Origin of the sequence: Micromonospora sp. WMMD736 (assembly GCF_049179015.1) — a bacterium.
Taxonomy (GTDB): domain Bacteria; phylum Actinomycetota; class Actinomycetes; order Mycobacteriales; family Micromonosporaceae; genus Micromonospora.
Map to the genome: position 1 here is coordinate 4,706,284 of NZ_JBMHMI010000001.1, position 25,805 is coordinate 4,732,088.

General features: G+C 72.3%; 26 protein-coding genes. 16 read left to right on the forward strand and 10 right to left on the reverse strand.

The window, feature by feature from the left end; all coding sequences use genetic code 11:
* Positions 1–37 precede the first annotated feature (37 nt).
* Both ACN269_RS21265 and ACN269_RS21270 read left to right on the forward strand, forming a co-directional pair.
* Positions 38–934 carry an ATP-binding cassette domain-containing protein gene (locus ACN269_RS21265; protein WP_421474059.1) on the forward strand — a complete coding sequence of 299 codons (897 nt, stop codon included), beginning with the start codon at positions 38–40 and terminating at the stop codon, positions 932–934.
* Positions 931–2,568: an ABC transporter permease gene (locus ACN269_RS21270; protein WP_421474060.1), complete on the forward strand. Its 1,638-nt coding sequence runs from the start codon at positions 931–933 to the stop codon at positions 2,566–2,568. The genes ACN269_RS21265 and ACN269_RS21270 overlap by 4 nt, the downstream gene beginning before the upstream one ends.
* 143 nt (positions 2,569–2,711) lie before the next feature.
* Here the strand turns inward: ACN269_RS21270 and ACN269_RS21275 are convergent, their stop codons facing one another.
* A complete protein-coding gene (locus ACN269_RS21275; protein WP_421474061.1) occupies positions 2,712–3,047 on the reverse strand; it encodes an STAS domain-containing protein in 336 nt (111 codons plus the stop codon).
* A 191-nt stretch (positions 3,048–3,238) separates the two neighbouring features.
* Between ACN269_RS21275 and hemL the strand changes: the two genes are divergently transcribed.
* The 6 genes from hemL to ccsB are packed head-to-tail and all read left to right on the forward strand — an operon-like array spanning position 3,239 to position 9,216.
* The gene (hemL, locus tag ACN269_RS21280; RefSeq protein ID WP_421474062.1) at positions 3,239–4,576 is read left to right on the forward strand and encodes a glutamate-1-semialdehyde 2,1-aminomutase; all 1,338 of its coding nucleotides are present in this window, start codon (positions 3,239–3,241) and stop codon (positions 4,574–4,576) included.
* A 6-nt stretch (positions 4,577–4,582) separates the two neighbouring features.
* The gene (locus tag ACN269_RS21285; RefSeq protein ID WP_355048316.1) at positions 4,583–5,230 is read left to right on the forward strand and encodes a histidine phosphatase family protein; all 648 of its coding nucleotides are present in this window, start codon (positions 4,583–4,585) and stop codon (positions 5,228–5,230) included.
* Positions 5,230–5,796: a TlpA family protein disulfide reductase gene (locus tag ACN269_RS21290; RefSeq protein WP_421474063.1), complete on the forward strand. Its 567-nt coding sequence runs from the start codon at positions 5,230–5,232 to the stop codon at positions 5,794–5,796. The genes ACN269_RS21285 and ACN269_RS21290 overlap by 1 nt, the downstream gene beginning before the upstream one ends.
* Positions 5,796–6,617 (forward strand): cytochrome c biogenesis CcdA family protein, encoded by an 822-nt coding sequence (locus ACN269_RS21295; RefSeq protein ID WP_421474064.1) that lies wholly within the window; start codon positions 5,796–5,798, stop codon positions 6,615–6,617. Before ACN269_RS21290 ends, ACN269_RS21295 begins: the two co-directional genes overlap by 1 nt.
* On the forward strand, positions 6,614–8,239 hold the full coding sequence (gene resB / locus ACN269_RS21300; RefSeq protein ID WP_421474065.1) for a cytochrome c biogenesis protein ResB: 1,626 nt from the start codon (positions 6,614–6,616) through the stop codon (positions 8,237–8,239). Before ACN269_RS21295 ends, resB begins: the two co-directional genes overlap by 4 nt.
* Entirely contained in the window at positions 8,239–9,216 is a 978-nt protein-coding gene (gene ccsB / locus ACN269_RS21305) for a c-type cytochrome biogenesis protein CcsB (protein ID WP_421474066.1), read from the forward strand. The genes resB and ccsB overlap by 1 nt, the downstream gene beginning before the upstream one ends.
* A gap of 144 nt (positions 9,217–9,360) precedes the next feature.
* Here the strand turns inward: ccsB and ACN269_RS21310 are convergent, their stop codons facing one another.
* Complete coding sequence (locus ACN269_RS21310; protein WP_421474067.1) at positions 9,361–9,549, reverse strand: hypothetical protein; 189 nt, start codon at positions 9,547–9,549, stop codon at positions 9,361–9,363.
* A gap of 222 nt (positions 9,550–9,771) precedes the next feature.
* Positions 9,772–10,248, reverse strand: a complete 477-nt coding sequence (locus ACN269_RS21315; RefSeq protein ID WP_421474068.1) for a MarR family winged helix-turn-helix transcriptional regulator — start codon at positions 10,246–10,248, stop codon at positions 9,772–9,774.
* Positions 10,249–10,307: 59 nt separating this feature from the next.
* Between ACN269_RS21315 and ACN269_RS21320 the strand changes: the two genes are divergently transcribed.
* The 3 genes from ACN269_RS21320 (at position 10,308) to ACN269_RS21330 (ending at position 11,961) form a co-directional block, all read left to right on the forward strand.
* A complete protein-coding gene (locus ACN269_RS21320; RefSeq protein ID WP_421474069.1) occupies positions 10,308–10,862 on the forward strand; it encodes a carboxymuconolactone decarboxylase family protein in 555 nt (184 codons plus the stop codon).
* A gap of 113 nt (positions 10,863–10,975) precedes the next feature.
* A complete protein-coding gene (locus tag ACN269_RS21325; RefSeq protein WP_421474070.1) occupies positions 10,976–11,782 on the forward strand; it encodes a helix-turn-helix domain-containing protein in 807 nt (268 codons plus the stop codon).
* On the forward strand, positions 11,773–11,961 hold the full coding sequence (locus tag ACN269_RS21330) for a DUF397 domain-containing protein (protein WP_421474071.1): 189 nt from the start codon (positions 11,773–11,775) through the stop codon (positions 11,959–11,961). Before ACN269_RS21325 ends, ACN269_RS21330 begins: the two co-directional genes overlap by 10 nt.
* 18 nt (positions 11,962–11,979) lie before the next feature.
* Here the strand turns inward: ACN269_RS21330 and ACN269_RS21335 are convergent, their stop codons facing one another.
* Entirely contained in the window at positions 11,980–12,798 is an 819-nt protein-coding gene (locus ACN269_RS21335) for an alpha/beta fold hydrolase (RefSeq protein ID WP_421474072.1), read from the reverse strand.
* A 311-nt stretch (positions 12,799–13,109) separates the two neighbouring features.
* Here ACN269_RS21335 and ACN269_RS21340 point away from each other — a divergent pair, with 311 nt between their 5' ends.
* Together ACN269_RS21340 and mqnP are read left to right on the forward strand one after the other, a co-directional pair.
* The gene (locus ACN269_RS21340) at positions 13,110–14,567 is read left to right on the forward strand and encodes a menaquinone biosynthesis decarboxylase (RefSeq protein WP_421474073.1); all 1,458 of its coding nucleotides are present in this window, start codon (positions 13,110–13,112) and stop codon (positions 14,565–14,567) included.
* On the forward strand, positions 14,567–15,541 hold the full coding sequence (gene mqnP, locus ACN269_RS21345) for a menaquinone biosynthesis prenyltransferase MqnP (protein ID WP_421474074.1): 975 nt from the start codon (positions 14,567–14,569) through the stop codon (positions 15,539–15,541). The genes ACN269_RS21340 and mqnP overlap by 1 nt, the downstream gene beginning before the upstream one ends.
* On the opposite strand, the gene ACN269_RS21350 is transcribed toward mqnP, so the two are convergent.
* A complete protein-coding gene (locus tag ACN269_RS21350) occupies positions 15,538–16,542 on the reverse strand; it encodes a terpene synthase family protein (RefSeq protein WP_421474075.1) in 1,005 nt (334 codons plus the stop codon). The genes mqnP and ACN269_RS21350 overlap by 4 nt on opposite strands.
* A gap of 119 nt (positions 16,543–16,661) precedes the next feature.
* Between ACN269_RS21350 and ACN269_RS21355 the strand changes: the two genes are divergently transcribed.
* On the forward strand, positions 16,662–17,291 hold the full coding sequence (locus tag ACN269_RS21355; RefSeq protein WP_421474076.1) for a UbiX family flavin prenyltransferase: 630 nt from the start codon (positions 16,662–16,664) through the stop codon (positions 17,289–17,291).
* Positions 17,292–17,366: 75 nt separating this feature from the next.
* Here ACN269_RS21355 and ACN269_RS21360 read toward each other — a convergent pair whose 3' ends face one another.
* Entirely contained in the window at positions 17,367–17,633 is a 267-nt protein-coding gene (locus tag ACN269_RS21360) for a BldC family transcriptional regulator (RefSeq protein WP_007454516.1), read from the reverse strand.
* A gap of 269 nt (positions 17,634–17,902) precedes the next feature.
* Between ACN269_RS21360 and ACN269_RS21365 the strand changes: the two genes are divergently transcribed.
* On the forward strand, positions 17,903–18,361 hold the full coding sequence (locus tag ACN269_RS21365) for an Lrp/AsnC family transcriptional regulator (protein WP_421474077.1): 459 nt from the start codon (positions 17,903–17,905) through the stop codon (positions 18,359–18,361).
* Between the two features lie 22 nt (positions 18,362–18,383).
* Positions 18,384–19,475 (forward strand): PLP-dependent cysteine synthase family protein, encoded by a 1,092-nt coding sequence (locus ACN269_RS21370; RefSeq protein WP_421474078.1) that lies wholly within the window; start codon positions 18,384–18,386, stop codon positions 19,473–19,475.
* Positions 19,476–19,488: 13 nt separating this feature from the next.
* Here the strand turns inward: ACN269_RS21370 and ACN269_RS21375 are convergent, their stop codons facing one another.
* The 4 genes from ACN269_RS21375 to ACN269_RS21390 form a co-directional block, all read right to left on the reverse strand.
* On the reverse strand, positions 19,489–20,109 hold the full coding sequence (locus ACN269_RS21375; protein WP_421476474.1) for a putative glycolipid-binding domain-containing protein: 621 nt from the start codon (positions 20,107–20,109) through the stop codon (positions 19,489–19,491).
* 107 nt (positions 20,110–20,216) lie between these two features.
* Positions 20,217–22,205: a DEAD/DEAH box helicase gene (locus tag ACN269_RS21380; RefSeq protein ID WP_421474079.1), complete on the reverse strand. Its 1,989-nt coding sequence runs from the start codon at positions 22,203–22,205 to the stop codon at positions 20,217–20,219.
* Positions 22,206–22,402: 197 nt separating this feature from the next.
* Positions 22,403–23,989 carry a hypothetical protein gene (locus ACN269_RS21385; RefSeq protein ID WP_421474080.1) on the reverse strand — a complete coding sequence of 529 codons (1,587 nt, stop codon included), beginning with the start codon at positions 23,987–23,989 and terminating at the stop codon, positions 22,403–22,405.
* A 112-nt stretch (positions 23,990–24,101) separates the two neighbouring features.
* Entirely contained in the window at positions 24,102–25,658 is a 1,557-nt protein-coding gene (locus ACN269_RS21390) for a C40 family peptidase (protein ID WP_421474081.1), read from the reverse strand.
* Positions 25,659–25,805: the final 147 nt, after the last annotated feature.

The following is a 25,805-nucleotide window of genomic DNA, read 5'->3' on the forward strand; positions in this document are numbered from 1 at the left end:
CTTCACAACTTTGTGAAACGAGTGTAGCTTCCGATATATGGAAACTCCGATTGACGTGTCCGGCCTGGTCAAGACCTTCGGCCGGGTCCGGGCGCTCGACGGTCTGAACCTGACCGTCCGCGCCGGCGAGGTGCACGGCTTCCTCGGTCCGAATGGCGCCGGCAAGTCGACGACCATCCGGGCGCTCCTCGGTCTGCTGCGGACGGACGCGGGGGTCGTCCGCCTGCTCGGGGGCGATCCGTGGCGCGACGCGGTGGCCCTGCACCGCCGGCTGGCGTACGTGCCGGGCGACGTGACGCTCTGGCCCAACCTCTCCGGCGGCGAAGTCATCGACCTGCTCGGCCGGATGCGCGGCGGCCTCGACCCGGCCCGCCGCGCCGAACTGCTGGACTCCTTCGAGCTGGATCCCCGCAAGAAGGGCCGGACGTACTCCAAGGGCAACCGGCAGAAGGTCGGCCTGGTGGCCGCTCTCGCGTCGGACGCCGAACTCCTCATCCTGGACGAGCCGACCTCCGGCCTGGACCCCCTCATGGAGGAGGTCTTCCAGCACTGGGTGCGCCGCGCGAAGGCCGACGGTCGTACCGTGCTGCTCTCCAGCCACATCCTGGCCGAGGTGGAGGCGCTCTGCGACCGGGTGACGATCATCCGCAACGGGCGGGACGTGGAGACCGGCACCCTGAGCGAGCTGCGACACCTGCGGCGCACCTCCATCGAGGCCGAGCTGACCGGCCCGGTGGACGGCCTGGGTCAGCTCACCGGCGTACACGACCTGCGGGTGGACGGGCAGCGGGTGCGCTTCGACGTGGAGGACGCCGCGCTGGACGTCGCGCTCCGTCGGCTCACCGAGATCGGCGTACGCAGCCTGGTCAGCCAACCGCCGACGCTGGAGGAGCTGTTCCTGCGGCACTACCAGACCGAGCAGGTGTCGTCGTGAGCGCGCGGAGTGAGCCGGGCCCGCGAGCCAGCGCGTTCACCGGCACCCGGCACCTGGTCCGGCTGATCCTGCGGCGGGACCGGATCGTGCTGCCCATCTGGATACTTCCGCTGGCCGTGCTGCCGGCCAGCTATGCCGGCGCGTACGCCGGCCTCTATCCGACCGCCGCCGAGCGGGCCGCCTACCTGGCCGGCACGGCGAGCAACCCGTCGATCGTCGCGCTGCTCGGTCCGGTGTACGGCGACAGCATCGGCGCGCTCACCGTCCAGCGGGCGGGTCTGTTCGCCTTGGTCGCCGCCCTGGCGAGCGTGCTGACGGTGGTGCGGCACACCCGTACCGAGGAGGAGGCCGGTCGGCGGGAGTTGCTGGGCGCGTCGGTCCTCGGCCGGTACGCCGGGCTGACCGCGGCGCTGCTGGTCACGTACGCCGCGAATCTGCTGCTCGGCCTGCTCATCGCCGGCGGTCTGGTCGCCGCGGGCCTGCCCGGTGCCGGGTCGCTCCTGTTCGGCGTCAGCGTGGCCCTGACCGGCGTCGCGTTCGCCACGGTCGGCGGCCTGGCCGCGCAACTCACCCAGAGCGCCGGCGGGGCGCGCGGCATCGGCCTGGGCGTGCTCGGGTTGGCGTTCGCGCTGCGACTCGGCGGCGACGCCGGAGGTTCCGGTGGCAGCGGCGGGAGCGCCGAATGGTTGAGCTGGCTCTCCCCGCTCGGCTGGGCGGCCCGGGGGCGGCCCTTTGCCGGTGAACGCTGGTGGGTGCTGCTGCTGCCGGTGCTGTTCAGCGTGGCGGTGGCGCTCGTCGCGTACCCCGTCTCGGTACGCCGGGACGTGGGTGCCGGCGTGCTGCCACCCCGCCTCGGCCCGGCCACCGGCACGCTGGCGGGGCCGTTCGGCCTGGCCTGGCGGCTGCACCGGGGCCAGTTGCTCGGCTGGACGGTCGGCTTCGGGCTGCTCGGTCTGGTGCTGGGCGGGGCGGCGGACGCGGCCGGCGACGCGGTGCAGGGCAACGAGCAGGTCGCCGAGCTGCTGGCCCGGCTGGGTGGGTCGTCGACGTTGGCCGAGGCGTACCTCGGCAGCACGTTGAGCCTGACCGCGCTGGCCGCCGCCGGGTACGGCATCCAGGCCGCGCTGCGGGCGCGGGCGGAGGAGACGGCCGGGCGGGCCGAACCGCTGCTCGCCACGGCGGTGAGCAGGTCCCGCTGGCTGGCGGCGCACCTGCTCTTCGCGCTGCTCGGTCCGGTGGTGGTGCTGGCCGTGACGGGAGCGGCGACGGGACTGTCGTACGGCCTCAGCGTCGGTGACGTCGGCGGCGAGGTGCCCCGGATGCTCGGCGTGGGGCTCGCCCAGGTGCCGGCGGCGTGGGTGCTCGCCGGGTTGGCGGCGCTGCTGGTCGGCTGGCTACCCCGGTTCTCCTGGGCGGCGTGGGCGGTGCTCGCCGGTTGCCTGCTGCTGGGTCAGATCGGCGCGGTCCTGAAGCTGAGCCAGTGGGTCCTGGACCTCAGCCCCTTCACCCACACCCCCCAGATCCTGTCCGACAACTGGACCGCAACCCCCCTGTTGACCCTGACGGCCCTGGCCGCCCTCCTCCTGGCTGTGGCCCTAAAAACCTTCCAAACCCGAAACATCCCCACTCCCTGAAACCCGGCCCGGCTCGGTCACCCGAAGCGCGTTGATCATGAAGTTATTGCCGACAAATGGGACGGAATTTGGCAATAACTTCATGATCAACGCCTGCGGGCGGGCGGGCGTGGCGCGGGAGAGGGGAGGGGAGGGGTGGGGGGTTAGCCGGTGGGTTGGTCGTTGCGGATCATCAGGGCGCTGCGGAGGCCGGTGATGTCCAGGACGCGGATGAGGAAGTCCCCGACGTGGGTGAGCATCAGCAGGCTCTGCGCGTGGCTGGCCTTGCGGCTGAGCACCACGAGCGTGCCCAGGCCCTGCGAGTCGCAGAAGGTGACGCCGCCGAGGTCGAGCACGATCCGCGGGGGCGGATCGGTCAGCACCTCGTTGACCACGGTGCTGAGCTGGGCGGCCGTGAGCATGTCGATCTCACCGGCCAGGCGAAGCACTGCTTCGTCACCCGTCCGGTGTAGCGTGATGGACAGTTCGGCACGATCCACTCGGTCAGCCTAGCGCGATCCAGCCGACCCGGCCTGTCGAGGCGACGAGCCGTGCTGCGACCCCGCGCCACCCAGCCGGACACCGCGCCGCCCGCCGAGCCCGTGACGAGCGTCGAGAGCGGGTGAGCCCGGTAACCCTCGCCCGGGGTGGCTGCTGGTTGACCGTCCGGCGCTGACACAATGGCGGCATCGTGACCGACATCGTTTTCGCCGGATCTGGCCGTTACCCGGCCGACGCGCCGGCCTCCGAGGCCCTGTTCGACCGCGCCCGCGCCATCGTGCCCGGCGGGGTCAACTCCCCCGTGCGCGCCTTCCAGGCGGTTGGCGGCACCCCGCGCTTCATGGTCCGTGGTGAGGGGCCGTGGCTGTTCGACGCCGACGGTCGCCGCTACGTCGACCTGGTGTGTTCGTGGGGTCCGCTGATCCTCGGGCACGCCCACCCGGAGGTGGTGGACGCCGTGCAGGCCGCCGCCGCCCGGGGCACCAGCTTCGGCACGCCCACGCCGGGCGAGGTGGAGCTGGCCGCCGAGATCGTCGACCGGACGCCGGTGGAGCAGGTCCGCCTGGTCAACTCCGGCACCGAGGCGACCATGTCGGCGATCCGGCTGGCCCGGGGCTTCACCGGTCGCTCCAAGATCGTCAAGTTCGCCGGCTGCTATCACGGTCACGTCGACGCGCTGCTCGCCTCCGCCGGCTCCGGCGTGGCGACCCTCGGCCTGCCCGACTCGCCCGGCGTCACGGGCGCGGCGGCCAGCGAGACGATCGTGCTGCCGTACAACGACATCCGGGCCGTCGAGGAGGCGTTCGCCGCCGAGGGCCCGCACATCGCCGCCGTGATCACCGAGGCCGCCGCCGGCAACATGGGCGTGGTGGCCCCCCGCGACGGCTTCAACCAGCAGCTGGCCCGGATCGCCCACGCGCACGGCGCACTCCTCGTCGTGGACGAGGTGATGACCGGGTTCCGGGTCTCCCGCGCCGGGTGGCACGGCCTCGACGCCTCCGACGCCGACCTGTGGACGTACGGCAAGGTCATGGGTGGTGGCCTGCCCGCCGCGGCGTTCGGCGGGCGCGCGGACATCATGGCGCGTCTCGCGCCGGCCGGCCCGGTCTACCAGGCCGGGACGCTCTCCGGTAACCCGCTGGCCTGCGCCGCTGGCCTCGCGACCCTGCGGCTCGCCGACGACGCGCTCTACCGCAAGCTCGACGACACGGCCGCCGTCGTGGGCAGGCTGGCGTCCGACGCGCTGGCCGCCGCCGGGGTCCCGCACCGTTTGTCGTACGCGGGCAGCATGTTCTCGATCTTCTTCACCGACGCCGACGTGGTCGACTACGACAGCGCGCGCACCCAGCAGGTGCCGGCGTTCAAGGCGTTTTTCCACTCGATGCTCGCCTCCGGCGTCTACCTGCCGCCGAGCGCGTTCGAGTCGTGGTTCGTGTCGGCGGCGATCGACGACGCCGCTCTGGAGCACATCGCCGCCGCGCTGCCGACGGCGGCGAACGCGGCGGCAGCGGCCGGTCACGGGGGGTAACAGACAGTGGCGAAGACGGTGGTCCACGTGCTCCGGCACGGCGAGGTGCACAACCCCGACCAGATCCTGTACGGGCGGCTGCCCGGTTTCCGCCTCTCCGAGCTGGGCGTGCAGATGGCCAAGGCCGCCGCGCAGGGTCTCGCCGAGCGGGAGATCGTGCACGTGGTGGCCAGCCCGCTGGAGCGCGCGCAGCAGACCGCCGAGCCGATCGCCGCCCAGTTCGGGCTGCCGGTCGGGGTGGACGAGCGGCTGATCGAGAGCGCCAACTGGTTCGAGGGCAAGAAGGTCTCTCCGGGCGACGGGTCGTTCCGCGACCCGCGCAACTGGTGGGTGCTGCGTGATCCGGTGACGCCGTCCTGGGGTGAGGCGTACCGGGTGATCGCCGAGCGGATGTTCGCGGCCGTGCACGCCGCCCGGGTCGCCGCCGAGGGACGCGAGGCGGTGCTGGTTTCGCACCAGCTCCCGATCTGGACGCTGCGCCGCTACGTCGAGCGCAAGCGGCTCTGGCACGACCCGCGCAAGCGCCAGTGCGGGCTGGCGAGCCTCACGTCGTTCCACTTCGACGACGCGAAGGTGGTGGGCATCGGCTACAGCGAGCCGGCCGCGCACCTCGTCGCTCTCTCCGCGACAGCCCGGACGGCCAAGGGGGCCTGATGACCACCCGGAGGTGGACCGCCGGTCTGCTCGCCACCGTCGCCGCGGTGGCGCTCGTCGGCTGTTCCTCGGGTGGCAGCGGGGAGAAGAACTGCACCAGCGACGGCCTCACGGTCACCTGTGCCGAGGACCAGCGGTCGAAGACCCCGAAGATGAGCGGCGAACTGCTCACCGGCGGCCAGTACGACATCTCCCAGGCACGCGGCCAGGTGGTGGTGGTCAACTTCTGGGGCTCCTGGTGCGCGCCCTGCCGTGCGGAGGCCGACGATCTGGAGGCCACCTACCAGGCCACCAAGGCGTCCGGGGTGACCTTCCTGGGGGTCAACGTGCAGGACAGCAGGGACAAGGCGATCGCCTTCGAGCAGGGGCGGGTCACCTACCCGAGCATCTTCGACCCGGCCAGCCGCCAGGCGCTGAATTTCGACATCCCGCCCAACGCCACACCGGCGACAGTGGTCCTCGACCGTGACGGCCGGATCGCTGTGGTGATCCGCCGTGCCGTGACCCAGGACGAGCTGCGGCCGATCGTGGAGAAGATCGCGGCCGAGAAGCCGGCGTCGAACTGATGGGCGAGACGTTCGAGGAGCTTGCCCGGAGCGGGCCGCTGGTGCTCGCCATCGGTGCGGCGGCGCTCGCCGGCCTGGTCAGCTTCCTCTCCCCGTGCGTGCTGCCACTCGTGCCGGGCTACCTGTCGTACGTCACCGGGTTGGCCGGCGCGGACCTCGACGGCCGGCGGCCGACGGCGGCCCCGGCCCCCGACGGCGCTGGTGGCGTCGCGGTCCAAGAGCGGACGACGGCGGTGGCGGCGGTCAAGGGCCGGGTGCTCGCCGGGACGCTGCTCTTCATCGCCGGCTTCACCGTGGTCTTCGTGGCCACCGCGATCCTGTTCGCCGGCATCGGTCGGGTCTTCTTCGACTACGAGCGGCAGTTGGAGATCGTCGTCGGCGCGTTGATCATCGTGCTCGGCCTGGGCTACCTGGGGATGATCCCCGCCCTGCAACGCGAGTTCCGGATCTCCCGACTGCCGTCGGCCGGCCTGCTCGGCGCCCCGGTCTTCGGGGCGGTCTTCGCGCTGAGCTGGGTGCCGTGCACCGGGCCGACGCTCGGCGCGGTGATGGGCATGGCGGCCACCAGCGGGCAGAGTGACCGGGCCGTGGTGCTCGCCGTGGCGTACTGCCTCGGGTTGGGGATACCGTTCGTCGTCTTCGGGCTGGGCTTCCAACGCCTGCTCGGGGTCTTCCGCGCCATCCGGCGCAACAGCCGCTGGGTCACCCGGATCGGCGGCGCCCTGCTCATCCTGATCGGCCTGGCGCTGGTCACCGGCGGATGGCAGAGCTTCGTGATCTGGCTACAGACCACCGTCGGGGTGGGCGAGGTGAGCATATGACGGTCGTCGACGAACGCCCGGAGGCCAAGGCCCCGGCGCCGCGCCGCCGGCCCAGCCGGCTGCTGGCCCTGCTGCGCAACTCGTGGCGGCAGCTCACCAGCATGCGTACGGCCCTGATCCTGCTCTTCCTGCTGGCGATCGCCGCGATCCCCGGCTCGGTGCTGCCGCAGCGCGGGATCAGCCCGGAGAAGGTCAACCAGTACTTCGTCGACCACCCGGACTGGGCCCCCCGGCTCGACCGGATCGGCGCGTTCGAGGTCTTCGGCTCGGTCTGGTTCTCCGCCATCTACCTGTTGCTGTTCACCTCGCTGATCGGCTGCATCACGCCCCGGTTGCGTGACCACGTCCGGGCGCTGCGGTCCCGGCCGCCGGTCGCGCCCAGGCGGCTGGAGCGGCTGCCGCAGCACACCACGCTGTCCACCCCGGCCGGCGGCGTGGACGCCGTCGCCGAGGTGCTGCGCAAGCGCCGCTGGCGGGTCGAGGTACGCGGGAACGAGGTCTCCGCCGAGAAGGGCTACCTCAAGGAGACCGGCAACCTGCTGTTCCACACCTCGCTCATCGCGGTGCTGATCGGCGTCGCGCTCGGCTCGTGGTACGGGTGGAGCGGCAACCGCCTGCTGGTGGCCGGCGCGGACAACGCGTTCTGCAACACCCGCCAGCAGTACGCCGAGGCCAAGCTCGGCCCCCGCGTGGACAGCGCCGACCTGCCCCGCTTCTGCCTGCGGCTGGACGACTTCCAGGCCCGGTTCCTGCCGTCCGGTCAGCCGGAGTTCTTCAACGCCCGGGTCACCGTCGACGGGCCGGACGAGCCGACCCGCAGCGCGGACTTCTCGGTCAACTCGCCGCTGCGCCTCGCCGACGCGAGCGTCTACCTGCTCGGCCACGGGTACGCCCCGGTGATCCGCTACACCGACCGGTACGGCAACAGCCAGGTCAGTGACGAACCGTTCCTGACGACCGGCGACATGGGCCTGACCAGCGAGGGGCTGGCCGCCTTCCCGGACGCGAACGTCGACCCGGCGACCGGCAAGCGGGTGCCGGGCGAGCAGATGGCCTTCACCGGCATCTACCTGCCGACCGCGCCGCAGCAGGCCCCGTTCGTCCGCTCCGAGTACCCGACCGAGCGCAACCCGGCGCTGAACCTGGTCGCCTACCGGGGCAACCTCGGCATGGACGCCGGCATCCCCGGCTCGGTCTACCAACTCGACCAGCGGCAGGTACGCGCCGGCAAGGTCAAGGAGGTCGGCAGCAAGCTGCTCCGCAAGGGCGAGAAGTGGACGCTCGACGACGGCACCACCGTCGAGTTCCTGGGCACCGAGCGGTACGTGACACTCTCCATCCGGCACGATCCCGGCTCGACGCCGCTGCTGGTGAGCTGCGGTGTGCTGCTGGTCGGGCTGATGGGCTCGTTGTTCGGGCGGCGTCGCCGGGTGTGGTTCCGGGTGCTGCCGGCCGACCCCGGGAATGGATCTCCGACGGACGGTAGTAGCTTGATGGAGGCCGGTGGGTTGCCGCGCACCGACTATCCAGGGTTCGCCGACGAGTTCGCCCAGTTGGTCACCGCCGTGAACGGTGACGAACGGGCGGCCGAGCGGGCCGGTGTGCGAGAAGGGACCGAGTGATGTCCGCGCTCTCCGACAATCTGGTGACCTTCGCGATCCTGACGTACCTGATCGCGATGATCAGCCACGCCGTGGAGTACGCGTTGGGCAACGCCCGTACCCGGGCCGCCGTGGCGTCGCCCGCCCGCGAGCTGGTGGGTGCCGGGGTCGGCGGTGCCGGCGGCGTGACCGCCGAGCCGCCCGCGAAGGTCCCGCCGTCGGTGGACGGCTCGGCCCGCCGGGCGCGTATCGCCGGGCTGGTCGCGGTGGCGGCCACCGCGCTCGCCGCCGTGCTGCACCTCGCGGCGCTGGTCACCCGTGGTCTCGCGGCCGACCGCATGCCGTGGGGCAACATGTACGAGTTCGTGCTCACGGTGACGTTCATCGGGGTCGCGGCCTGGCTGGTGGTGCTCTGGAAGCGGCCGTCGCTGCGCAAGCTCGGGCTGTTTCTCACCCTGGTCATGGTGCTGCTGGTGGCCACCGCCGAGCTGGTGCTGTACGTGCCGATCGTGCCGCTGGTGCCGGCCCTGAACTCGTACTGGTTCGTCATCCACGTCTCGACCATCGTCTTCGCGTCCGGCATCTTCCTGCTCGGCGCGGTGCCGGGCGTCGGCTTCCTGATGCGCAACGGGTACGAGCAGGGCAAGCGGAGCTTTCCGTACACCCTCGCGAAGCGGCTGCCCGCCGCGGCCAGCCTGGAGCGGCTGACCTTCACGCTGCACGCCTTCGCCTTCCCGATCTTCACGTTCGCGGTGATCGCGGGCGCGATCTGGGCCGAGGCGGCCTGGGGCCGGCCGTGGGGCTGGGACCCGAAGGAGACCTGGGCGTTCATCTCCTGGGTGGTCTACGCCGGCTACCTGCACGCACGGGCCACGCCCAGCGTGAAGCGGAACGTGGCCACCTGGATCGCCGTGCTCGGCTTCCTCACCATGCTGATGAACCTGTTCGGCGTGAACATCTTCTTCACCGGCCTGCACTCGTACGGCGGGCTGAACTGACCCCGGCGGGCCCCCCAAACGCCCAAGATCGTCACAACATCGGGGATGTTGCTGCCTCAGCCGCGCGCGAGGCAGCAACATCCCCGAACTTGCTGCCTCGAACGAGGTGACACGCTTGGCGGGTGGTGTGGGGCGGGCTTGCGGTCAGCGGCGGCGCAGGGTCTCGTCGACCCGCAGGGTGACCTGGTAGGCGACCTCGGGCACGTCGACCAGCTCGATGCGCTCACCGCGTAGCGCCACCTGTGCGTGCAGTTCGCGAGCGATGGCGTCGCGCACCGCGACCAGCAGTGGTGACAATCCGTCCGGGTCGCCGACGACGTATGCGTCCGACATGCCCATCAGCCTGCACCGGGCCCGGCCGTTCGGCCAGGACGGGTGAGATGTGTCCGCAGGGCTTGACGCACGCCGCGCCGACGCCGTCCCGCCGTCTCGCCGCGCTTGAGTCGTGCCGCCGCGCTTGCGCCGTCCCGCGGTCTTGATCCACTCCAGGTCGGCGATCTGGCGGCATCGTTCGCCCGGCAAGGCACCACGTCGGCGATCTGGTGTCGATCTCGGTCAGCCGCCGAACCAGCCCGGCATGTCGAGGCGGAACCAGTTGGCGGCGGCCATCGTGCGCAGGTCGTCCTCCATGGCGTCGACCCGTTCCTCGCCGAGGCGTTCGGCCCACTGGCGACGTAGCCGGTCGAAGATCTCGGCCGAGCGACGCAGCCCGTCGACGCCGCGCGGTGTCATCCGGACCAGCCGACGGCGGGCGTCGGCGGGATCGTCGAGCCGTTCCAGATAGCCGACGGCGACCAGCCGATCGACCGTCTTGCCGGCGGCCTGCTTGGAGATGCCCAGTCGCTGCCCCAGCTCGCTGGCGGTGGTGCCGTCGACGCCCACGGCCTGGAGCACGAACCCGTGCAGGGGGCGCAGGTCGGGATGCCCCTCGCGGGCCAGCTCGGCGTGCAGGTCGTCGATCAGGGTGCGGAAGCCGGCCAGCAGCAGCAGCGGGAGCTGGAAGCCGGGCCGGCGCGGCTCAGGGCTTGTCATGTTCGACAACCACGTTTACTATTTCGTCAACCACGTTGACTATCTTAGGGCAGGCACCCATGTCCGTCTTCACCGCCCACACCGCCGAGACCGCACCCGCTGCCGCCCGGCGGGCCATCGAGGGAGTACGAGGCCGCTTCGGCTGGCTGCCCACCGCAGTGGCGCTGATTGCCGAGTCACCACAGCTGCTCAACGGCTTCCTCGCCGCCAGCGCGGGGTTCGAACAGACCAGCCTCGCGCCGGTCGAGCGGGAGGTGGTCATCCTCACCGTCTCCACCTCCCACGAATGCCACTTCTGCGTGGCTCTGCACTCCGGCAAGATCACTGAGATCGGCGCGAGCGCCGCACTGATCACCGCGCTGCGCGCCGGCACGGAGCTGCCCGAGCCGCGACTGGAGGCGCTGCGCCAGTTCACGCTTGCCGTGCTCAAGCACCACGGCGCGGTGCCCGACGACCAGTTCGACGCGTTCCGGGCGGCCGGCTACCAGCCCCGGCAGGCGCTGGACGTGGTGCTCGGCGTCGGGGCGTACACCATGTCGACCTTCGCCAACCGCCTCACCCGCGCGCCGCTCGACCCGCCGTTGGACGCCCACGCCTGGACGCCCGCCGCCTGACCGGCCCGCGTTACCGCAACATGCCGGCAGAGGGCTGACTCAGGGTCGCGGTTTCGCTACCTTGCGCCAGGAGGGTCGAGATGGCCCTCCTCGGCAGCGAAAGGCGAGGCGCGATGACCACGACACTGTCCACAGCGGAAATGATCAGAGACCAGCTCCGGCGGTCACGGCTCGCGGCCGGGCTCAGCCAGGAGGAGTACGGCAAGCGGGCCCACTACTCACCGTCCATGGTGTCCTCGGTCGAGGTGGGCCAGACGGTGCCCAACCTGGCGTACCTGACCCGCGCCGACGAGGTGCTCGACACCGGCGGCCTGCTGGTCTCGCTGCGCGAGCTAGGCCGCCGCGACGGCGAGCCGGTCTGGTTCCGCCCCTGGTTGGAGGTCGAGCGGGTGGCCACCCAGTTGCGCTGCTTCGAGGCGACGATGATCCCCGGGCTGTTGCAGACCGCCGACTACGCCCGCGCGGTGTTCCGGCTCGACCTGGGGCTCACCGCCGAGCGGGTGGAGGAGCTGGTGGCCGCCCGGCTGGAACGGCAGGCGATCCTCGACCGGGAGCACCCACCGCAGCTCACCGCCGTGATCGACGAGGCCGCCCTGCGACGCTTCGCCGAGGGCTGCGCCGGAGTGCTGGCCGGCCAGCTCCGGCACCTGGTGGCGTGCGCCCGCCGCCCCCACATCCGGGTGCACGTGCTGCCCCAGGCGGTCGGGTTGCACGCCGGCATGTTCGGGCCGTTCATCCTCGGTCGCACCGCCGACGGCAGTTGGCTCGGTTTCCTCGACAACCAGACCGGCGGCACGGCCGTCGACGAGAACAACGAGGTGGCGACCCTGCTCGGAAGGTGGGAGAGTCTGCGCAGCGACGCGCTGCCCCGGCAGCAGTCCATCGACCTGCTCGAGGAGATCGTGAAGCCATGGATCTGACCGGAGCTCACTGGCGCAAGTCCACCCGCAGCGGCAACAACAGCGGCGCCTGCGTCGAGGTCGCCGACAACCTGCCCGGCCGGGTGCACGTCCGCGATTCCAAGGACCGCGACGGCGGCGTGCTGACCTTCAGCCCCGCCGCGTGGCGCTCCTTCGTCGCCCTGGCCCGCACCCACTGACCCTACCGGGGCTGCGGCTCAGGCCGCACCGAGGAAGTCGCGCAGCAGGGCGAGCATCTCGTCCGGGCGTTCCTCGTACAGCCAGTGCCCGCAGTCGTCGATCACCTCACCGCGCACGGTGTCGGCGTACCGGCGTACCTGCTCGGCGACCTGGCCGCCGAGGCTGGCCGACGCGCCGACGGCCAGCACCGGCATGGTGAGCTTCGTGGCCCGGTGCGCCGCGTTGTCGGCGATGTCCTGGTCGAACGCCCGGAAGTGGGCGAAGCTCGCCCGCAGGTGCGCCGGGTCGCGCAGGTGGCGCGCGAACTCCTCGATGTCCGGCGTGGCGATGCTGCCCTTGTGCACCATCAGGGCGTCGGTGAACCGGTCCACCCAGAGCGACTCCCGCCCCCGGACCAGTTCCTCCGGCAGCCCGTTGCCGAGCGTGAAGAAGCCGAAGTTCCACACCCCCGGCCCGGCCGCCGTGAGCGCGGGGAACGTGTAGATGCTCTCGTCCGGGATCGGCGCCTCGGTGAGCGCGAGCCGACTCACCCGCTCAGGATGGGCGGCGGCGTACGCGTACGCCACCATCGTCCCCAGGTCGTGCCCGACCACTCGCAGGTCACCGGTCAGGCCGAGCTGGTCGAGCAGGCCGTGCAGGTCCGCGGCGACGGTCTTCTTGTCGTACCCGTCGGCCGGGGCGTCGCTGTCCCCGAATCCGCGCAGGTCGGGCGCGACCACCTCGAAGGACCGCCCCAACTCGGGCAGCAGGTGCCGCCACATGTACCAACACTGTGGGTACCCGTGCAGCAGCACCAGCGGTGGGCCGCTGCCACCACGGACGTAGTTCGTGGTCATCCGCCCGACCCGTGCCCGTTGCTCGGTGAACCCTTCCGGAACCCGATCGCCACCCATTCGCCGCCCCCGTCCGCCGGCTGCCCGGCTACCCGCTCGACCGGCGGCCATACCTGCGCGCGCCGCGCATGCCTGCTGACGCGGCGCTCGAACGTTGATCGACTCGGTCTTCCGGAAGTCGGGCCGTTCCAGGCCGCCGGACACCCCGACTTCCGGAAACCCGAGTGGATCAAGATCGGACGAACCGGGGTCGTCGCGGGTCTCACAGCACCCGGCGTGGGCCGCGCCGCACCCGGTGCGGGAGACTGGGCGACATGGCTCGCGGCTTCCCGTACACCGATCTCAAGGACTTCCTCGCGGCGCTGGAGCGCGCGGGGGAGCTGCGCCGGGTCGACGTCCCCGTCGACCCGACCCTGGAGATCAGCGAGGTGGTCACCCGCACGGTGCGCGCCGGTGGCCCGGCGCTGCTCTTCGAGCGTCCGACCCGGGGTGAGATGCCGGTGGCGATCAACCTGTTCGGCACCGAGAAGCGGATGGCGATGGCCCTCGGCGTCGACTCGCTGGACGAGGTCGGCGCGCGGATCGGCGCGTTGATCAAGCCGGAGCTGCCGGTCGGCTGGTCTGGCATCCGCGAGGGTCTGGGCAAGGTCATGCAGCTCAAGTCGGTGCCGCCGCGCAAGGTCAAGACTGCGCCCTGCCAGGAGGTCGTCTACCGGGGCGACGACGTCGACCTAGGCCGGCTGCCCGGGTTGCAGGTGTGGCCCGGCGACGGCGGGATCTTCCACAACTACGGGCTGACCCACACCAAGCACCCGGAGACCGGCAAGCGCAACCTGGGCCTCTACCGACTCCAGCAGCACGGCCGCAACACCCTCGGCATGCACTGGCAGATCCACAAGGACTCCACCGCCCACCACGCGGTCGCCGAACGACTCGGGCAACGCCTGCCGGTCGCGGTCGCGATCGGCTGCGACCCCGTTGTCTCGTACGCGGCCAGCGCGCCGCTGCCCAGCGACATCGACGAGTACCTGTTCGCCGGGTTCCTGCGCGGCGAGCGGGTGGAGATGGTCGACTGCCTCACCGTGCCGTTGCAGGTGCCGGCGCACGCCCAGATCGTGCTGGAGGGCTACCTGGAGCCCGGCGAGCGGCTGCCCGAGGGGCCGTTCGGCGACCACACCGGCTTCTACACGCCGGTCGAGCCGTTCCCGGTGCTGCACATCGAGGCCATGACCATGCAGCGCAACCCGGTCTACCACTCGATCGTCACCTCGAAGCCGCCGCAGGAGGACCATGGCCTCGGCAAGGCCACCGAGCGGATCTTCCAGCCGCTGCTCAAGCTGCTGATCCCGGACATCGTCGACTACGACCTGCCGGCCGCCGGGGTGTTCCACAACTGCGCGATCGTGTCGATCCGCAAGCGCTACCCGAAGCACGCGCAGAAGGTCATGAACGCGATCTGGGGCGCGCACCTCATGTCGCTCACCAAGCTGATCGTGATCGTCGACGAGGACTGCGACGTGCACGACTACAACGAGGTGGCCTTCCGCGCCTTCGGCAACGTCGACTACGCGCGGGACCTGCTGCTCACCGAGGGCCCGGTGGATCACCTCGACCACTCGTCGTACCAGCAGTTCTGGGGTGGCAAGGTGGGCGTGGACGCGACCCGCAAGCTGCCGGCGGAGGGCTACACCCGTGGTTGGCCGGAGGAGATGAGGATGGCCCCCGAGGTCACCGCCCTGGTCGACAAGCGCTGGAAGGAGTACGGGATCTGATGGCGACCCCCGACAACCCTCTCGATCTTGCGCTTTCTGTCGACGATTCGCGCCCTTCCTCCCCAGATGTCCCAGCAGAAAGTTCAAGATCGCGGGGGAGGGTGCGTGCCTTCCTGGATCTCGTCACCATCGAGCACTCCGTGTTCGCGCTTCCCTTCGCCTTCCTCTCGGCGTTGAGCGCCATGCAGGTCGACGGCGGTCGGGTGCGCTGGGTCGACCTGCTGCTGATCACCGTGGCGATGGTCGGGGCGCGGACGTTCGCGATGGCCGCCAACCGCATCCTCGACCGGCGGATCGACGCGCGGAATCCCCGTACCGCCGGACGGGAACTGGTCACCGGGGCGGTGAGCGTGCGGACGGCCTGGACCGGCGCGGCCGTCGCGCTCGTGGTGTTCCTCGTCGCCGCCGCGCTGCTCAACCCGCTCTGCCTGATGCTCGCGCCGCTCGCCGTGGTGCCGCTGGTCGTCTACCCGTACGGCAAGCGGTTCACCAACTGGCCGCACGCCATCCTCGCCATCGCCCAGGCGGTCGGCCCGGTCGGCGCCTGGCTCGCGGTCACCGGCACCCTGGACGGCTCCGGGCCGGCGTGGGTGCTCGGCGCGGCCGTCGGTCTCTGGATCGGCGGCTTCGACCTGATCTACGCCTGCCAGGACTCCGAGATCGACCGGGAGATCGGCGTGCACAGCGTGCCCGCCCGGTACGGTCGCCGCTTCGCGCTGCACGCGTCGACGCTCGCGCACGTGGTGACCTTCGGGCTGTTCGTGTGGTTCGGGGCACTGATCGGGTTCGGCTGGCTCTGGTGGGTCGGCCTGGCGCTGACCGCCGTCGCGTTCGCCTACCAGCACCTGGTGGTCAGCCCCACCGACCTCAGCAAGGTCAACCGGGCGTTCTTTACCGCCAACGGGTTCGTCGGCATCGCCCTGTTCGTCTTCGCCCTGCTCGACCTGGTGATCCGCCTGGACCTGCGTCCCTAGGCGGCCGTCGGGTAGCGGCCGCTCTCCAGCGTCCAGTCGATGGTGCCGCGGACGGCGTTCGCGACCCCGTCGAGATGGTCGCTGACGGCCTCGTCCAACGCCGGCCCGAACGACGGCACGGCGGCGCGGAGCGCCACGAACCGTCGCATCGACTCGCGCCAGCGGTCGGCCACCCGCCGCACCGCCTCCTCCGACGAGACGCCCCACTCGGCCTGCGTCGCCAGGACCAGGTTGTGCCCGCCCGAGGTGGCCCGGTCCTTCTCCAGCGAGGCCAGGTCGTTGTACCAGGAGAGCAGGTCGTTGCCGGTGCGGGCGATGCGGCGCAGCTGCGGATGGTGGTAGACGGGATCGGGCAGTGGCCGGCCGCCGACGAACTCCACCAGCGGATACGACACCTCGGCCGCCGAGGTGGCCCGCCGCAACTCGACGTACGCGTCGACGCCGGGTCGGACGGCGGCCTCCTTGTTCGTCGCCTCCCGCCAGGTGCCGTCGAGGTGCCGGTCCACCGCGTCGGCGAAGCGCAGCCGCCACCGCGACGGCATCCGTCTGCGCGGCTCCCGCCAGGCCAGCACCAGCAGTCGCCGCAGCGGCCCGCTCAGCCCGCTGTGCCGGACGCGGGGACCGTCGTGCAGCAGTGCCAACGTCCCGTCGCGCAGCGCCCGGATCTGCGCCGGACGCAGTCTCTGTGGGCCGTCGCAGGCGTCGTCGACGAGGAAGAACCAGGTGAAGAGGGCCGTCAGTACCCGTAGGTCGGCCTCGCTGGCATCCGGGTAGAGCCGCCCCGCGTACCGGGCGAAGCCGCCCCGGGTCAGCCGGTGCAGCGCGGCGTCGTCCAGCGGCATGCCCAGCTCGGGCAGAATGTCGACGAGCCACTGCTGGACCCGGTCGGCGTGCGGCGAGAGCCGGGGCGGAATCGGGCACTCGGCGCGCAGCGCCCAGAGGATCTCGCCGGTCGTCACCGATGCCTCCCGCACGAAACTGCTCCCGGTGCGAATCGCCACCGGCAGCATCGCAGGTCGGTGGAGCGACCACCGACCCGGCCGGACAACTCGGACGGCTGCCACGTGGCTGATCGTGGGGTGCCCAGCGGCACACGGCGCCGACCAGGCAGGCTGGGGGCATGCGAGAACCATGGGTGGTCGGCGTCTCCGGTGCCTCCGGTACGCCGTACGCGGCAGCCGTCGTCGGCGCGCTGCTCGACGCGGGCGAGCCGGTGGACCTCATCGTGTCCCGGGCGGCACGGCTCACCCTGCTCGACGAGACCGGACGCGCGTTCCGCGACGCGCACTGGACCGAAGACCTCGCGGCCTGGCTGGGCCGGGACCTGACCGGAGCGGACGTACGCCACTGGCCGGCCGGCGACCTGGCCGCCGGGCCCAGCAGCGGTTCCTACCGGGTACGCGGCATGGCCGTCGTGCCCGCCAGCACCGCGGCCTGCGCCGGCATCGCGATCGGGCTCTCCAAGGACCTGCTACAACGTGCCGCCGAGGTCAACCTGAAGGAGCGTCGACCGGTCGTGGTGGTGCCCCGGGAGACTCCGGTGACCCGCAGCCACCTGGAGCATCTGATCGCGTTGCACGATGCCGGCGCGGTCGTGCTGCCGGCGAGCCCCGGCTTCTACGGCGCGGGCGCGGCGGCCAGCGCGCAGCAACTTGTCGACTTCGTGGCCGGCAAGGTGCTGGACGCGCTCGGTGTGCCACACACCCTGTTCCGCCGGTGGTCCGGCCAGCTCGGCGCTGCCCGGAGCTGAACCGTCAACCGGGTGTGATCCGGTGGTGCGCGGACCGGACTGCTGTCCGGTCCGCCTGACGTTGTCCGCACCAGTTCAGTACATGCCGGCGTTGGCCGGACCCGGCCCGGTGGAGGCGGCCGGACCCACGTTGCGTGGCTTTCCGACCTCGTCCACCTCGTCCAGCATGCCCTCCCCCTCAAGCAGGGCTCGCACCTCGGATTCCCGAAACCGGCGATGCCCGCCTGGAGTCCGGATGCTTCCTATCCGGCCGGCCGCCGCCCATCTCGTCACAGTCTTCGGGTCTACCCGAAACAGCGCGGCGACCTCACCCGGTGTCAGCAGGCGATCTCCAGTGTCCACAGCCCCCTCCTCGCGTCGACGAAGCCCCTGGCTGAACACACTGCCCCCGGCTGGTGCGAGCCCAGAGCCGTCATGAGGGACGTATGGCAATTACAGCACCAGGGACCTGGCCTGTCCGCCAAACGCGAAAAATGCACTGACTGGGAAGTTAGTAAATGGTACTGGTGCAACCTCTACCTAGACCGTCGGTTTATGAACAGTTACTCACTGTTCTGACCAACGGATGCCGAAGGCCTCGCGTTACGCCCAACGCGTTAAGGTCACTCTCCGTGGACGCCATCGACTTGAGCCTCGTCGACCTGCTGCGCGGCAACGCCCGCCTGTCGTACGCCGAGCTGGCCCGGCAGGTGGGCCTCTCCGCCCCGGCCGTGCACGAACGCGTCGGCAAGCTGGAGAGCAGCGGCGTGGTGCTGGGCTACCGCGCGGACGTGGCGCCCGAGGCGATCGGGCTGGGCGTCACCGCGCTGATCGGCATCGTCGAGGACTCCGGCGCGGACTCCGACGACATGCTGGAGTCGCTGCGGGTGCTGCCCGAGATCGAATCCTGCTACTTCATGGCGGGCGTCGAGTCGTTCCTGCTCAAGGCCCGGGTCGGCACGATCGCCGAGCTGGAGCAACTCATCGTGCGGCTCAACCGGACCCCCGGGGTCGCCTCCACCCGCACCGCCATCGCCCTCTCCACCAAGTGGGAGAACCGCCCCCAGCCGGTCGGCCCGCAGGCCACCTGACCTGCTTGCTAGGTTTCCGAGCGTGACTCATCTCGACCGGTGCGACGAGGCCAGCCGTAGCTGGGTGACCGAGGCGATCGCCGCCGTCGAGGCCGACGCGAACCGCTCGGCCGACACCCACCTGCTGCCCTTCCCGCTGCCCCGCGCGTGGGGCATCGACCTCTACCTCAAGGACGAGTCGTCCCACCCGACCGGCTCGCTGAAGCACCGGCTGGCCCGCTCGCTGTTCCTCTACGGCCTGTGCAACGGTTGGATCGGGCCGCACACCACGATCGTCGAGGCGTCCTCGGGCTCCACCGCGGTCTCCGAGGCGTACTTCGCGCGCATGCTCGGTCTGCCGTTCATCGCCGTGATGCCCGCCTCCACCTCGCCCGAGAAGATCGCGCAGATCGAGTTCCAGGGCGGCCGGTGCCACCTGGTGGACGACCCGGCTGGCGTGGTGGTCGAGGCCCGCTGGCTGGCCGAAGACTCCGGTGGCCACTTCATGGACCAGTTCACGTACGCCGAGCGGGCCACCGACTGGCGAGGTAACAACAACATCGCCGAGTCGATCTACGCGCAGCTGGAACTGGAACGACACCCCATCCCGGCCTGGATCGTGGTCGGCGCCGGCACCGGCGGCACCAGCGCCACCATCGGCCGGTACGCCCGCTACCGCCGCCTGGCCACCAAGCTCTGCGTCGTGGACCCGGAGAACTCCGCCTTCTACCCCGCCTGGGTGGCCGCCGACTGGTCCGTACGCACCGGCAAGGGCTCCCGCATCGAGGGGATCGGCCGGCCCACCGTCGAGGCGTCCTTCCTGCCCTCGGTCGTGGACCGGATGGTCCAGGTGCCGGACGCGGCGTCGCTGGCCGCCATGCGTGCCGGCTCGGCGGTGCTCGGTCGCCGGGTGGGCGGCTCCACCGGCACCAACCTGTGGGGCGCGTTCGGCCTCATCGCAGGCATGCTGGCCGACGGGCGGACCGGTTCGGTGGTCAGCCTGATCTGCGACGCCGGTGACCGGTACGTCGACACGTACTACTCCGACGACTGGGTCGCCGCCCAGGGCCTCGACCTGACGCCGCAGGCCGCGATCGTCGAGCGCTTCCTGAGCAGCGGGGAGTGGCCCGCCTGAGCGGGGCGCACCCTCAGCGGGGGTCGATCCGCTCGGCCAGGCCCGGATAGCGCACCACGTACCCGTCGGCGTCCAGGTCGATGTCGGCCGTGAAGGTGCCGCTGGCGAACCGTACCCGGCCCGGACCGAGCCCGGTGTAGATCTGCTCGGCCGGCACCACCTCCAGCCCTGGCAGCAGCACCCAGGCGACCGTGATCCGACGCGGCATGTCGGCCGGTCCGCCGGTCAGCCCGAGGCGACGCACCGGAAGGGCGTTGAACAGCGGCGAGCCACTCAGGTCGACGTCGAGCGCGTCGGCGAGGCGATCCGGGTCGTCGGTGCCCGGCAGGCCGGCCCGCGGGTGTCCGGCCCCGACCAGCGCGGCGTCCAGGTCGCCCTGCTCGGCGGTGGTGACCCGCCACCGGGACGTGGTCCGCTCCAGGGTCACACGCCGCAGCCAACCCGACCCCTCGGCCTCGACCTCGACCCGGGCGGTGCTCCCGTCGGGCGCGGTCGTCAGCCGGTAGCGGGCGGTGAACGGGATCGGGTCGACGGCGAGCATGGTGCCGCGCGCCGACATCGCGCCGCCGTCGTCGAGCAGGGCCTGCTCGCTGCCGGCGGTGTCCGTCCGGGACCAGAAAATCGACTTGGTCATGGTCGCCATGTGCCGGACGTTACGCGACCGGGACGCCGTCGGCAGCGCATGCGCGAACGCCGCCGCGGAGCGCAAGCTCCGCGACGGCGTTCCGGTGGATCAGAAGATCAGTGGGTACGCGCCGGTGGCCGCCCGCCGAAACCCCGCCGATCGTCACGCGGCCGGTCGTCCCGACCACGGCCCTCGGAGCGGTAGCCGCCCCGGCTGTCGCGGTCCGCGAAACGCCGCTCACCCCGGTCGGCCTGCGGCCGGTCGCTGTACTGCCGGTCGCCCTGCGGACGGTCGGCGTAGCGGCGCTCGCCCTGCGGCCGGTCGCTGTACTGCCGGTCGGCGTAGCGGCGCTCGCTCTGGGGACGGTCGCTGTACTGCCGGTCGCCCTGCGGGCGGTCGGCGTAGCGGCGTTCGCCCTGGGGGCGGTCGCTGTACTGCCGGTCGCCCTGCGGCCGGTCGCCATAGCGCCGCTCGCCGGCCGGGCGGTCGCTCCGGTCGGTCTGCGGGCGGTCGCCGTAGCCGCGACCGTCCCGGTCGGCGTACCGACGCTCGCCGGTCGGCCGGTCGCCGTAGCGGCGCTCGCCCTGCGGCCGGTCGCCGTACTGCCGGTCACCCTGCGGGCGGTCGCCGTAGCGGCGTTCGCCGGTCGGCCGGTCGCTGTAGCGCCGCTCGCCCTGCGGCCGGTCGCCGTACCGACGCTCGCCGGTGGGCCGGTCGCCGAACCGCCGCGGGCCAGCGGAGCGGTCGTCGAACCGTCGCCCACCGCCGGAGCGGTCACCGAAGCCGCGCGGCTCCGCCTCCACGCGGACCGGAACGCCGCTGGGCTCGCGGGCGCCGATCAGCTCGGCCAACACCGGGTCGCCGACCCGGACGCGGGTCTCGGCCGGCGCGACGCCGGCCTTCTCCATCATCGCGAGGGTGGTACGGCGCTGCTTGGGCAACACCAGCGTGGCGACCGCGCCGGACTCGCCCGCCCGGGCGGTACGACCGGCACGGTGCAGGTAGTCCTTCGGGTCCTTCGGCGGGTCGACGTGCAGCACCAGCGTGACCCCGTCGACGTGGATGCCCCGGGCCGCCACGTCGGTGGCGACCAGGACGTTCATCCGACCCTCGCGGAACTCGGCGAGGGTCTTGGTCCGCATCCGCTGGGTCTTGCCGCCGTGCAGCCCACCGGCCCGTACGCCGACCGCGGCCAGTTGCTCGACCAGCCGGTCGACGCCCATCTGCGTACGCGCGAACACCATGGTCCGCCCGTCCCGGGCCGCGATCGAGGCGGCGACCGGGAACTTGTCGTGCGGCGGAATCAGCAGCACGTGGTGGTCCATGGTGGACACCGAGGCGGTGGACGGCGCGGTGGAGTGGGTCACCGGGTCGTTCATGAATCGCTTGACCAGCGCGTCCACGTCTCCGTCCAGAGTGGCGGAGAAGAGCAGGCGCTGACCGTCGGCCGGCGTCTTCGCCAGCAGCTCGGTCACCTCGGGGAGGAAGCCCATGTCGGCCATCTGGTCGGCCTCGTCGAGCACCGTCACCTCGACGTCGTCGAGCTGGCAGACACCCCGCTCGATCAGGTCGCCGAGCCGACCCGGCGTCGCCACGATGATCTCCACACCGCGCCGGAGCGCGTCGATCTGGCGGTCGTACGGGACACCGCCGACGGCGGTCTTCAGGAACACGTTGAGCGCCTTGCCCAACGGCAGGAGCGCGTCGTTGACCTGCATGGCCAGCTCGCGCGTCGGTACCAGAACCAGGGCGCGCGGCCGCAGGGGACGCGCCGGACGCCCGGCGGCGACCCGGGCCAGCAGCGGGAGGCCGAAGGCGAGGGTCTTGCCCGACCCGGTCTGCCCACGACCGAGCACGTCCCGGCCGGCGAGGGCGTCGGGGACGGTGGCCCGCTGGATCGGGAAGGGGGCGGTGATGCCCTGTCGGGCCAGAGCGCGAACCAGCGGCTCGGGCAGGCCCAGACCGGCGAAGTCGATCGACTCGGCGGTCTCGGCCGGAACAGCGTCAGACGTCTCGGGGGCGTCGGTCGTCTCGGGGGCGTCGATCGCCGCCGGGGCGGAATCGAAAACGGACGGAACGGTGCTGGGGTCAGCAGAGGTGGTCAACAAATGCCTTTCGAGCGGGGCGCATCTTCGCGATGGCCTGCCGCGGCTGTGCCGCCGGATCGCCCGCAAGATCGCCCATGGGCGCGCACCGGGCACGCCAGGTCAGTGATCCCGACCAGTGTACGGCGGTTCGGCGGACTCGCCAGCCGGTTGACCGACCGTAGTGGGCGGACTCACCCTCGCCTCCGTCGCCTGGGTCAGCCGTCGAGCATGCCCCCGATCAGGCCGTCCAGGGCGTTGTTGGCGAGCAGGACGACCAGCACGCTGATCCCGATCAGGAGCCCCAACGCGGCGATCAGGACGATCACCACGCGCGTGTTGCGGGACCGCTCGGCGGGGCCGTCCGCCCAGCCCTGGGCGAGGATGTGGCCGGTCAGCGAGCCGGAGTTCTCCACCGCCGCGTTGGCCGGCAGGGCGATCGTGGTGAAACCCGGCCCGTCACCGCCGGCGTAGACGGTGCCCGCCTGGTCGGCGCCACCGGCACGGGCTCCGGTGCGACCACCGGCCGCCGTGCTTCGCCGCTCGGCCCCGCCCGGTGAGGTGCTCGCCCGGTGCTCCGTACCCCCGGTCAGCTCCGTACCCCCGGTCAGGGGGGTGGTGGTGGACGGCGGCCACGTCGGCAGCGCGGGCGCGGGAACCACCGGCGGGGCGGACACGGGAGTCCCGGACCAGGCGCTGCCCGGGGCGGGCGGCGCGGCGGTCCATCCGGGGAAGGTGGCCGGCGGCGCGGAGACCGACCCGGTGGCGGGTCCGCCTGGCGTGCCGGTCGTCGCCGGTGGCGGCGGGAACGGTGGCGCCGGCATCGGGCCGGGCGGCGGCGGTGGCGCGGGTACCGGCGGGCCGGGTGGCGGCATCGGCGGCCCGGGTACGGGTGGCGTCGGGGGCCCCGGGACAGGCGGCAGTGGCGAGGGTGGTGGCACGGGCGGTCCCGGCACCGGCGGCACCGGGTCCGGTCGTGGCGTGGGGAAGGGACCCGGCGTCGGACCGGGTGGGTACGGCCCAGGGCTCGGTGCGGGCTCCGGCTCGCCCGGTCCCGGTGGCGTCGGCTCCGGGGCCGGAGGCGCGGGTGGCTGCGCCGGCTCCGGGGGTTGCGCCGGCTCCGGCGGTTCGGGATTCACCGGTCCCGACCGGTAGACGGCGGACGTGCCCGCCCGGGGTGCCGGCGCGGCCTCGCCGCCGGCCGCGACCCGGCTGCTGCCGGGGACCGTGGCGCTGGCCCGCGCCGGGGTCGGGCCGGTGGCGCTGGTCGGTGCGGTGGGGTTGGGGGTCACCGACGCCGAGGCGCGGGCGCGTGCCGGGGTGGTCGAGACGTCGGCCGCTGCCGGTGTGGCCGTACCCTCCCGCTGAGCGGGCGGTGCGCTGGCCGAACCACGGTAGGTGGTCGCGGCGGCTGGAGCGCTCACGGGAAGATCACCGGGGCGTGGGTGGGCTGTCGCTACGCTGGCCCGCGCCCGCACCGGGGCGGCGGTCGGATCAGCGGCGGCGTCGTCGACGGGGTCCCCCGCGTCGTCGTCCCCGGCGGTCACGTCGTACGTGCCGACGGCCTTTCCGCCGGGCTCCGCGGGCCCGTCGCCGGGGTCGCCGTCGAGCGTGGCGTTCCCGCCCGGCGCGGCGTCGGTGGGTGCGGTGTCCGGATCGGTGCCCGCCTGCGTGGCGCTGGGCGCACCGGCCGGCGAGCCGGTGTCGGCGTCGGTCGCCGGGTCTGCGGTCGCCGGGTCTGCGGTCGTCAGCCTCGTGGCCCGGTCGACGTCGACACTCTCCGCCGGATCTTTCTGCTCGGCCATCTCCGCCCTCCGCGCCACGCTCGCACCCGGCCCGCGACATCGGACCGGGTGTGCCTGGTTGTCACCGTGCCACAGATCGTCCCAGGCGGACAGCCGGAGCCCCGGTGGCGGATCAGCGACCCGCGCTCGGGCTGTCGCTGGTCGTCCCGCTCCGGCTCGTGGATGGTGTGGCGGTGGCGGACGCAGACGAGTTGGCCGGTGCCGTGGTGGGTGGCGGCGGCAGCGTCGTCGGCGTGTTGGTCGGGCTGTCCGTCGGGGTCGGCGAGGTGCCACCGGTCGGCTTCGGCGTACCGGTCGGCGTGCCGGTGGGCGTCGGCGTACCCGTGCCGGTCGGCGGGGTCGGCGGCTTGGTGGTCGGCTTGCCGGTGGGGCTCGGCTTGGGGGTGGGCGTCGGCTTCGCGGGCGGCGTCGGCTTGGTCGTGGTGGGCGGCGGCACGGGCGGGAGGGGCACGTTCGGGGTCGGCACCGCCCCGATCACCCGGGTCACGGCGTAGAGCCGGGACCAGCCGACCACCGAGATCTTGACCACGTCACCGGTCGTGGGCGCCTGCACCATCTTGCCGTTGCCGATGTACATGGCCACGTGGTGGATCGAGGTCCAACTGCTGCCGGAGGCGAAGAACAGCAGGTCACCGGGGAGCGCCTCGGTGGGTCGTACGGTGCGGGCGCGGGTGGCGGCGTACTGGTCGCGGGAGACCCGGGGCAGGTCGAAGTAGTCGGCGCCCGGGGACCGGTACGCGGCCCACATCAGACCCGAGCAGTCGAACTGGTCCGGCCCCTCCTCGGACCACTTGTACGGGTCGCCGAGTTGGGCGAGCGCGTAGCGGACGGCGGCCATGGCCCGTGGGTGCGCGGACATGCCGCTGGTGTTCTGCCCGGCGACGTAGCCCGACCCGAACTGCTGCTCGGCGGCCTCCTGCTGCCGCTCCAGCAGGATCAGCTGTGCCGCGTTGTCCTTGCGGAGCTTGAGCAGGTTGGCCTCGGCGGTGTGCAGCGCCTTCTCGCCGGTGGTGAACTCCGCCTCGGCGGCATCGACGGCCGCCTTGGCGGTGGTGTGTTTCTGGTAGGCGTCCTGCTCGTTGGCGCGGGCCCGGGCCAGCTCGCCGGTCACGGCGGTGGTGGCGCCTTCGACCTTCTCGCCGCGGTTGATGCGCTGGAGCCGGCTCAGCCCCTGGATGTCGTCGACGAAGTCACCCGGCGGCAGCGCCGCGGCCGCCTTGACCGCGTCCGAGGCGGCGGAGTCGGCTGCCTGCTGGGCGCGCAGGAGGGCGTCCTGCGTGGTCGCCAGCACCTTGCCAGCCGCGACGAGCTGCGTCTGCGCGTCGGTGCGTTTCTGCCGGACCAGCAGTAGTTGGTCGCCGAGCAGGCCGACCTGGCTCTCGGCGGCGGCGATCTGGGCGGCCAGTGGGCCGTTGCCGAGGTTGACCACCGGGGGTGCCGGGACGCCAGCGACGGGCGGGCTGCCGGGCACCTGCGGGGCGCCGATGGCCGGCGGACGCGAGCCGGTGTCCGGCACGGTCGAGGGCACGGTGGGATCGGCGTAGGCGGGGGTGGCCAGCACGGCGGCGGCGATCGCGCCGAGCAGGGCGGCCCAGAGCTTCGGCCGCAGCACCGGCGAGATCACCGGGCTCCGTCGTCGCTGCCGTCGCCCGCGCCCGCTGTCGACCATTCCGCTCCCCGTCCGGTGCTCGTCGCCGCGCTCGGTGGGCGCGGCCGTCGGGACGGTACCAGTGTGTGAGTTCCGCCCCATCTTGTCTTACCGCACGGCGCCAGCGATGTCGATGCGTCGGCAGGTTACGGGAGGCTGAGAGTCGGG

Coding starts and splice junctions, on each gene's coding strand:
- ccsB (WP_421474066.1), top strand. CDS start 8,239: ATGTCCGCGCTCTCCGACAATCTGGTGACCTTCGCGATCCTGACGTAC.
- ACN269_RS21390 (WP_421474081.1), bottom strand. CDS start 25,658: ATGGTCGACAGCGGGCGCGGGCGACGGCAGCGACGACGGAGCCCGGTG.
- ACN269_RS21375 (WP_421476474.1), bottom strand. CDS start 20,109: ATGACCAAGTCGATTTTCTGGTCCCGGACGGACACCGCCGGCAGCGAG.
- ACN269_RS21325 (WP_421474070.1), top strand. CDS start 10,976: ATGACCACGACACTGTCCACAGCGGAAATGATCAGAGACCAGCTCCGG.
- ACN269_RS21315 (WP_421474068.1), bottom strand. CDS start 10,248: ATGACAAGCCCTGAGCCGCGCCGGCCCGGCTTCCAGCTCCCGCTGCTG.
- ACN269_RS21290 (WP_421474063.1), top strand. CDS start 5,230: ATGACCACCCGGAGGTGGACCGCCGGTCTGCTCGCCACCGTCGCCGCG.
- mqnP (WP_421474074.1), top strand. CDS start 14,567: ATGGCGACCCCCGACAACCCTCTCGATCTTGCGCTTTCTGTCGACGAT.
- ACN269_RS21295 (WP_421474064.1), top strand. CDS start 5,796: ATGGGCGAGACGTTCGAGGAGCTTGCCCGGAGCGGGCCGCTGGTGCTC.
- ACN269_RS21310 (WP_421474067.1), bottom strand. CDS start 9,549: ATGTCGGACGCATACGTCGTCGGCGACCCGGACGGATTGTCACCACTG.
- ACN269_RS21385 (WP_421474080.1), bottom strand. CDS start 23,989: ATGGCCGAGCAGAAAGATCCGGCGGAGAGTGTCGACGTCGACCGGGCC.
- ACN269_RS21265 (WP_421474059.1), top strand. CDS start 38: ATGGAAACTCCGATTGACGTGTCCGGCCTGGTCAAGACCTTCGGCCGG.
- ACN269_RS21330 (WP_421474071.1), top strand. CDS start 11,773: ATGGATCTGACCGGAGCTCACTGGCGCAAGTCCACCCGCAGCGGCAAC.
- resB (WP_421474065.1), top strand. CDS start 6,614: ATGACGGTCGTCGACGAACGCCCGGAGGCCAAGGCCCCGGCGCCGCGC.
- ACN269_RS21355 (WP_421474076.1), top strand. CDS start 16,662: ATGCGAGAACCATGGGTGGTCGGCGTCTCCGGTGCCTCCGGTACGCCG.
- ACN269_RS21340 (WP_421474073.1), top strand. CDS start 13,110: ATGGCTCGCGGCTTCCCGTACACCGATCTCAAGGACTTCCTCGCGGCG.
- ACN269_RS21335 (WP_421474072.1), bottom strand. CDS start 12,798: ATGACCACGAACTACGTCCGTGGTGGCAGCGGCCCACCGCTGGTGCTG.
- ACN269_RS21320 (WP_421474069.1), top strand. CDS start 10,308: ATGTCCGTCTTCACCGCCCACACCGCCGAGACCGCACCCGCTGCCGCC.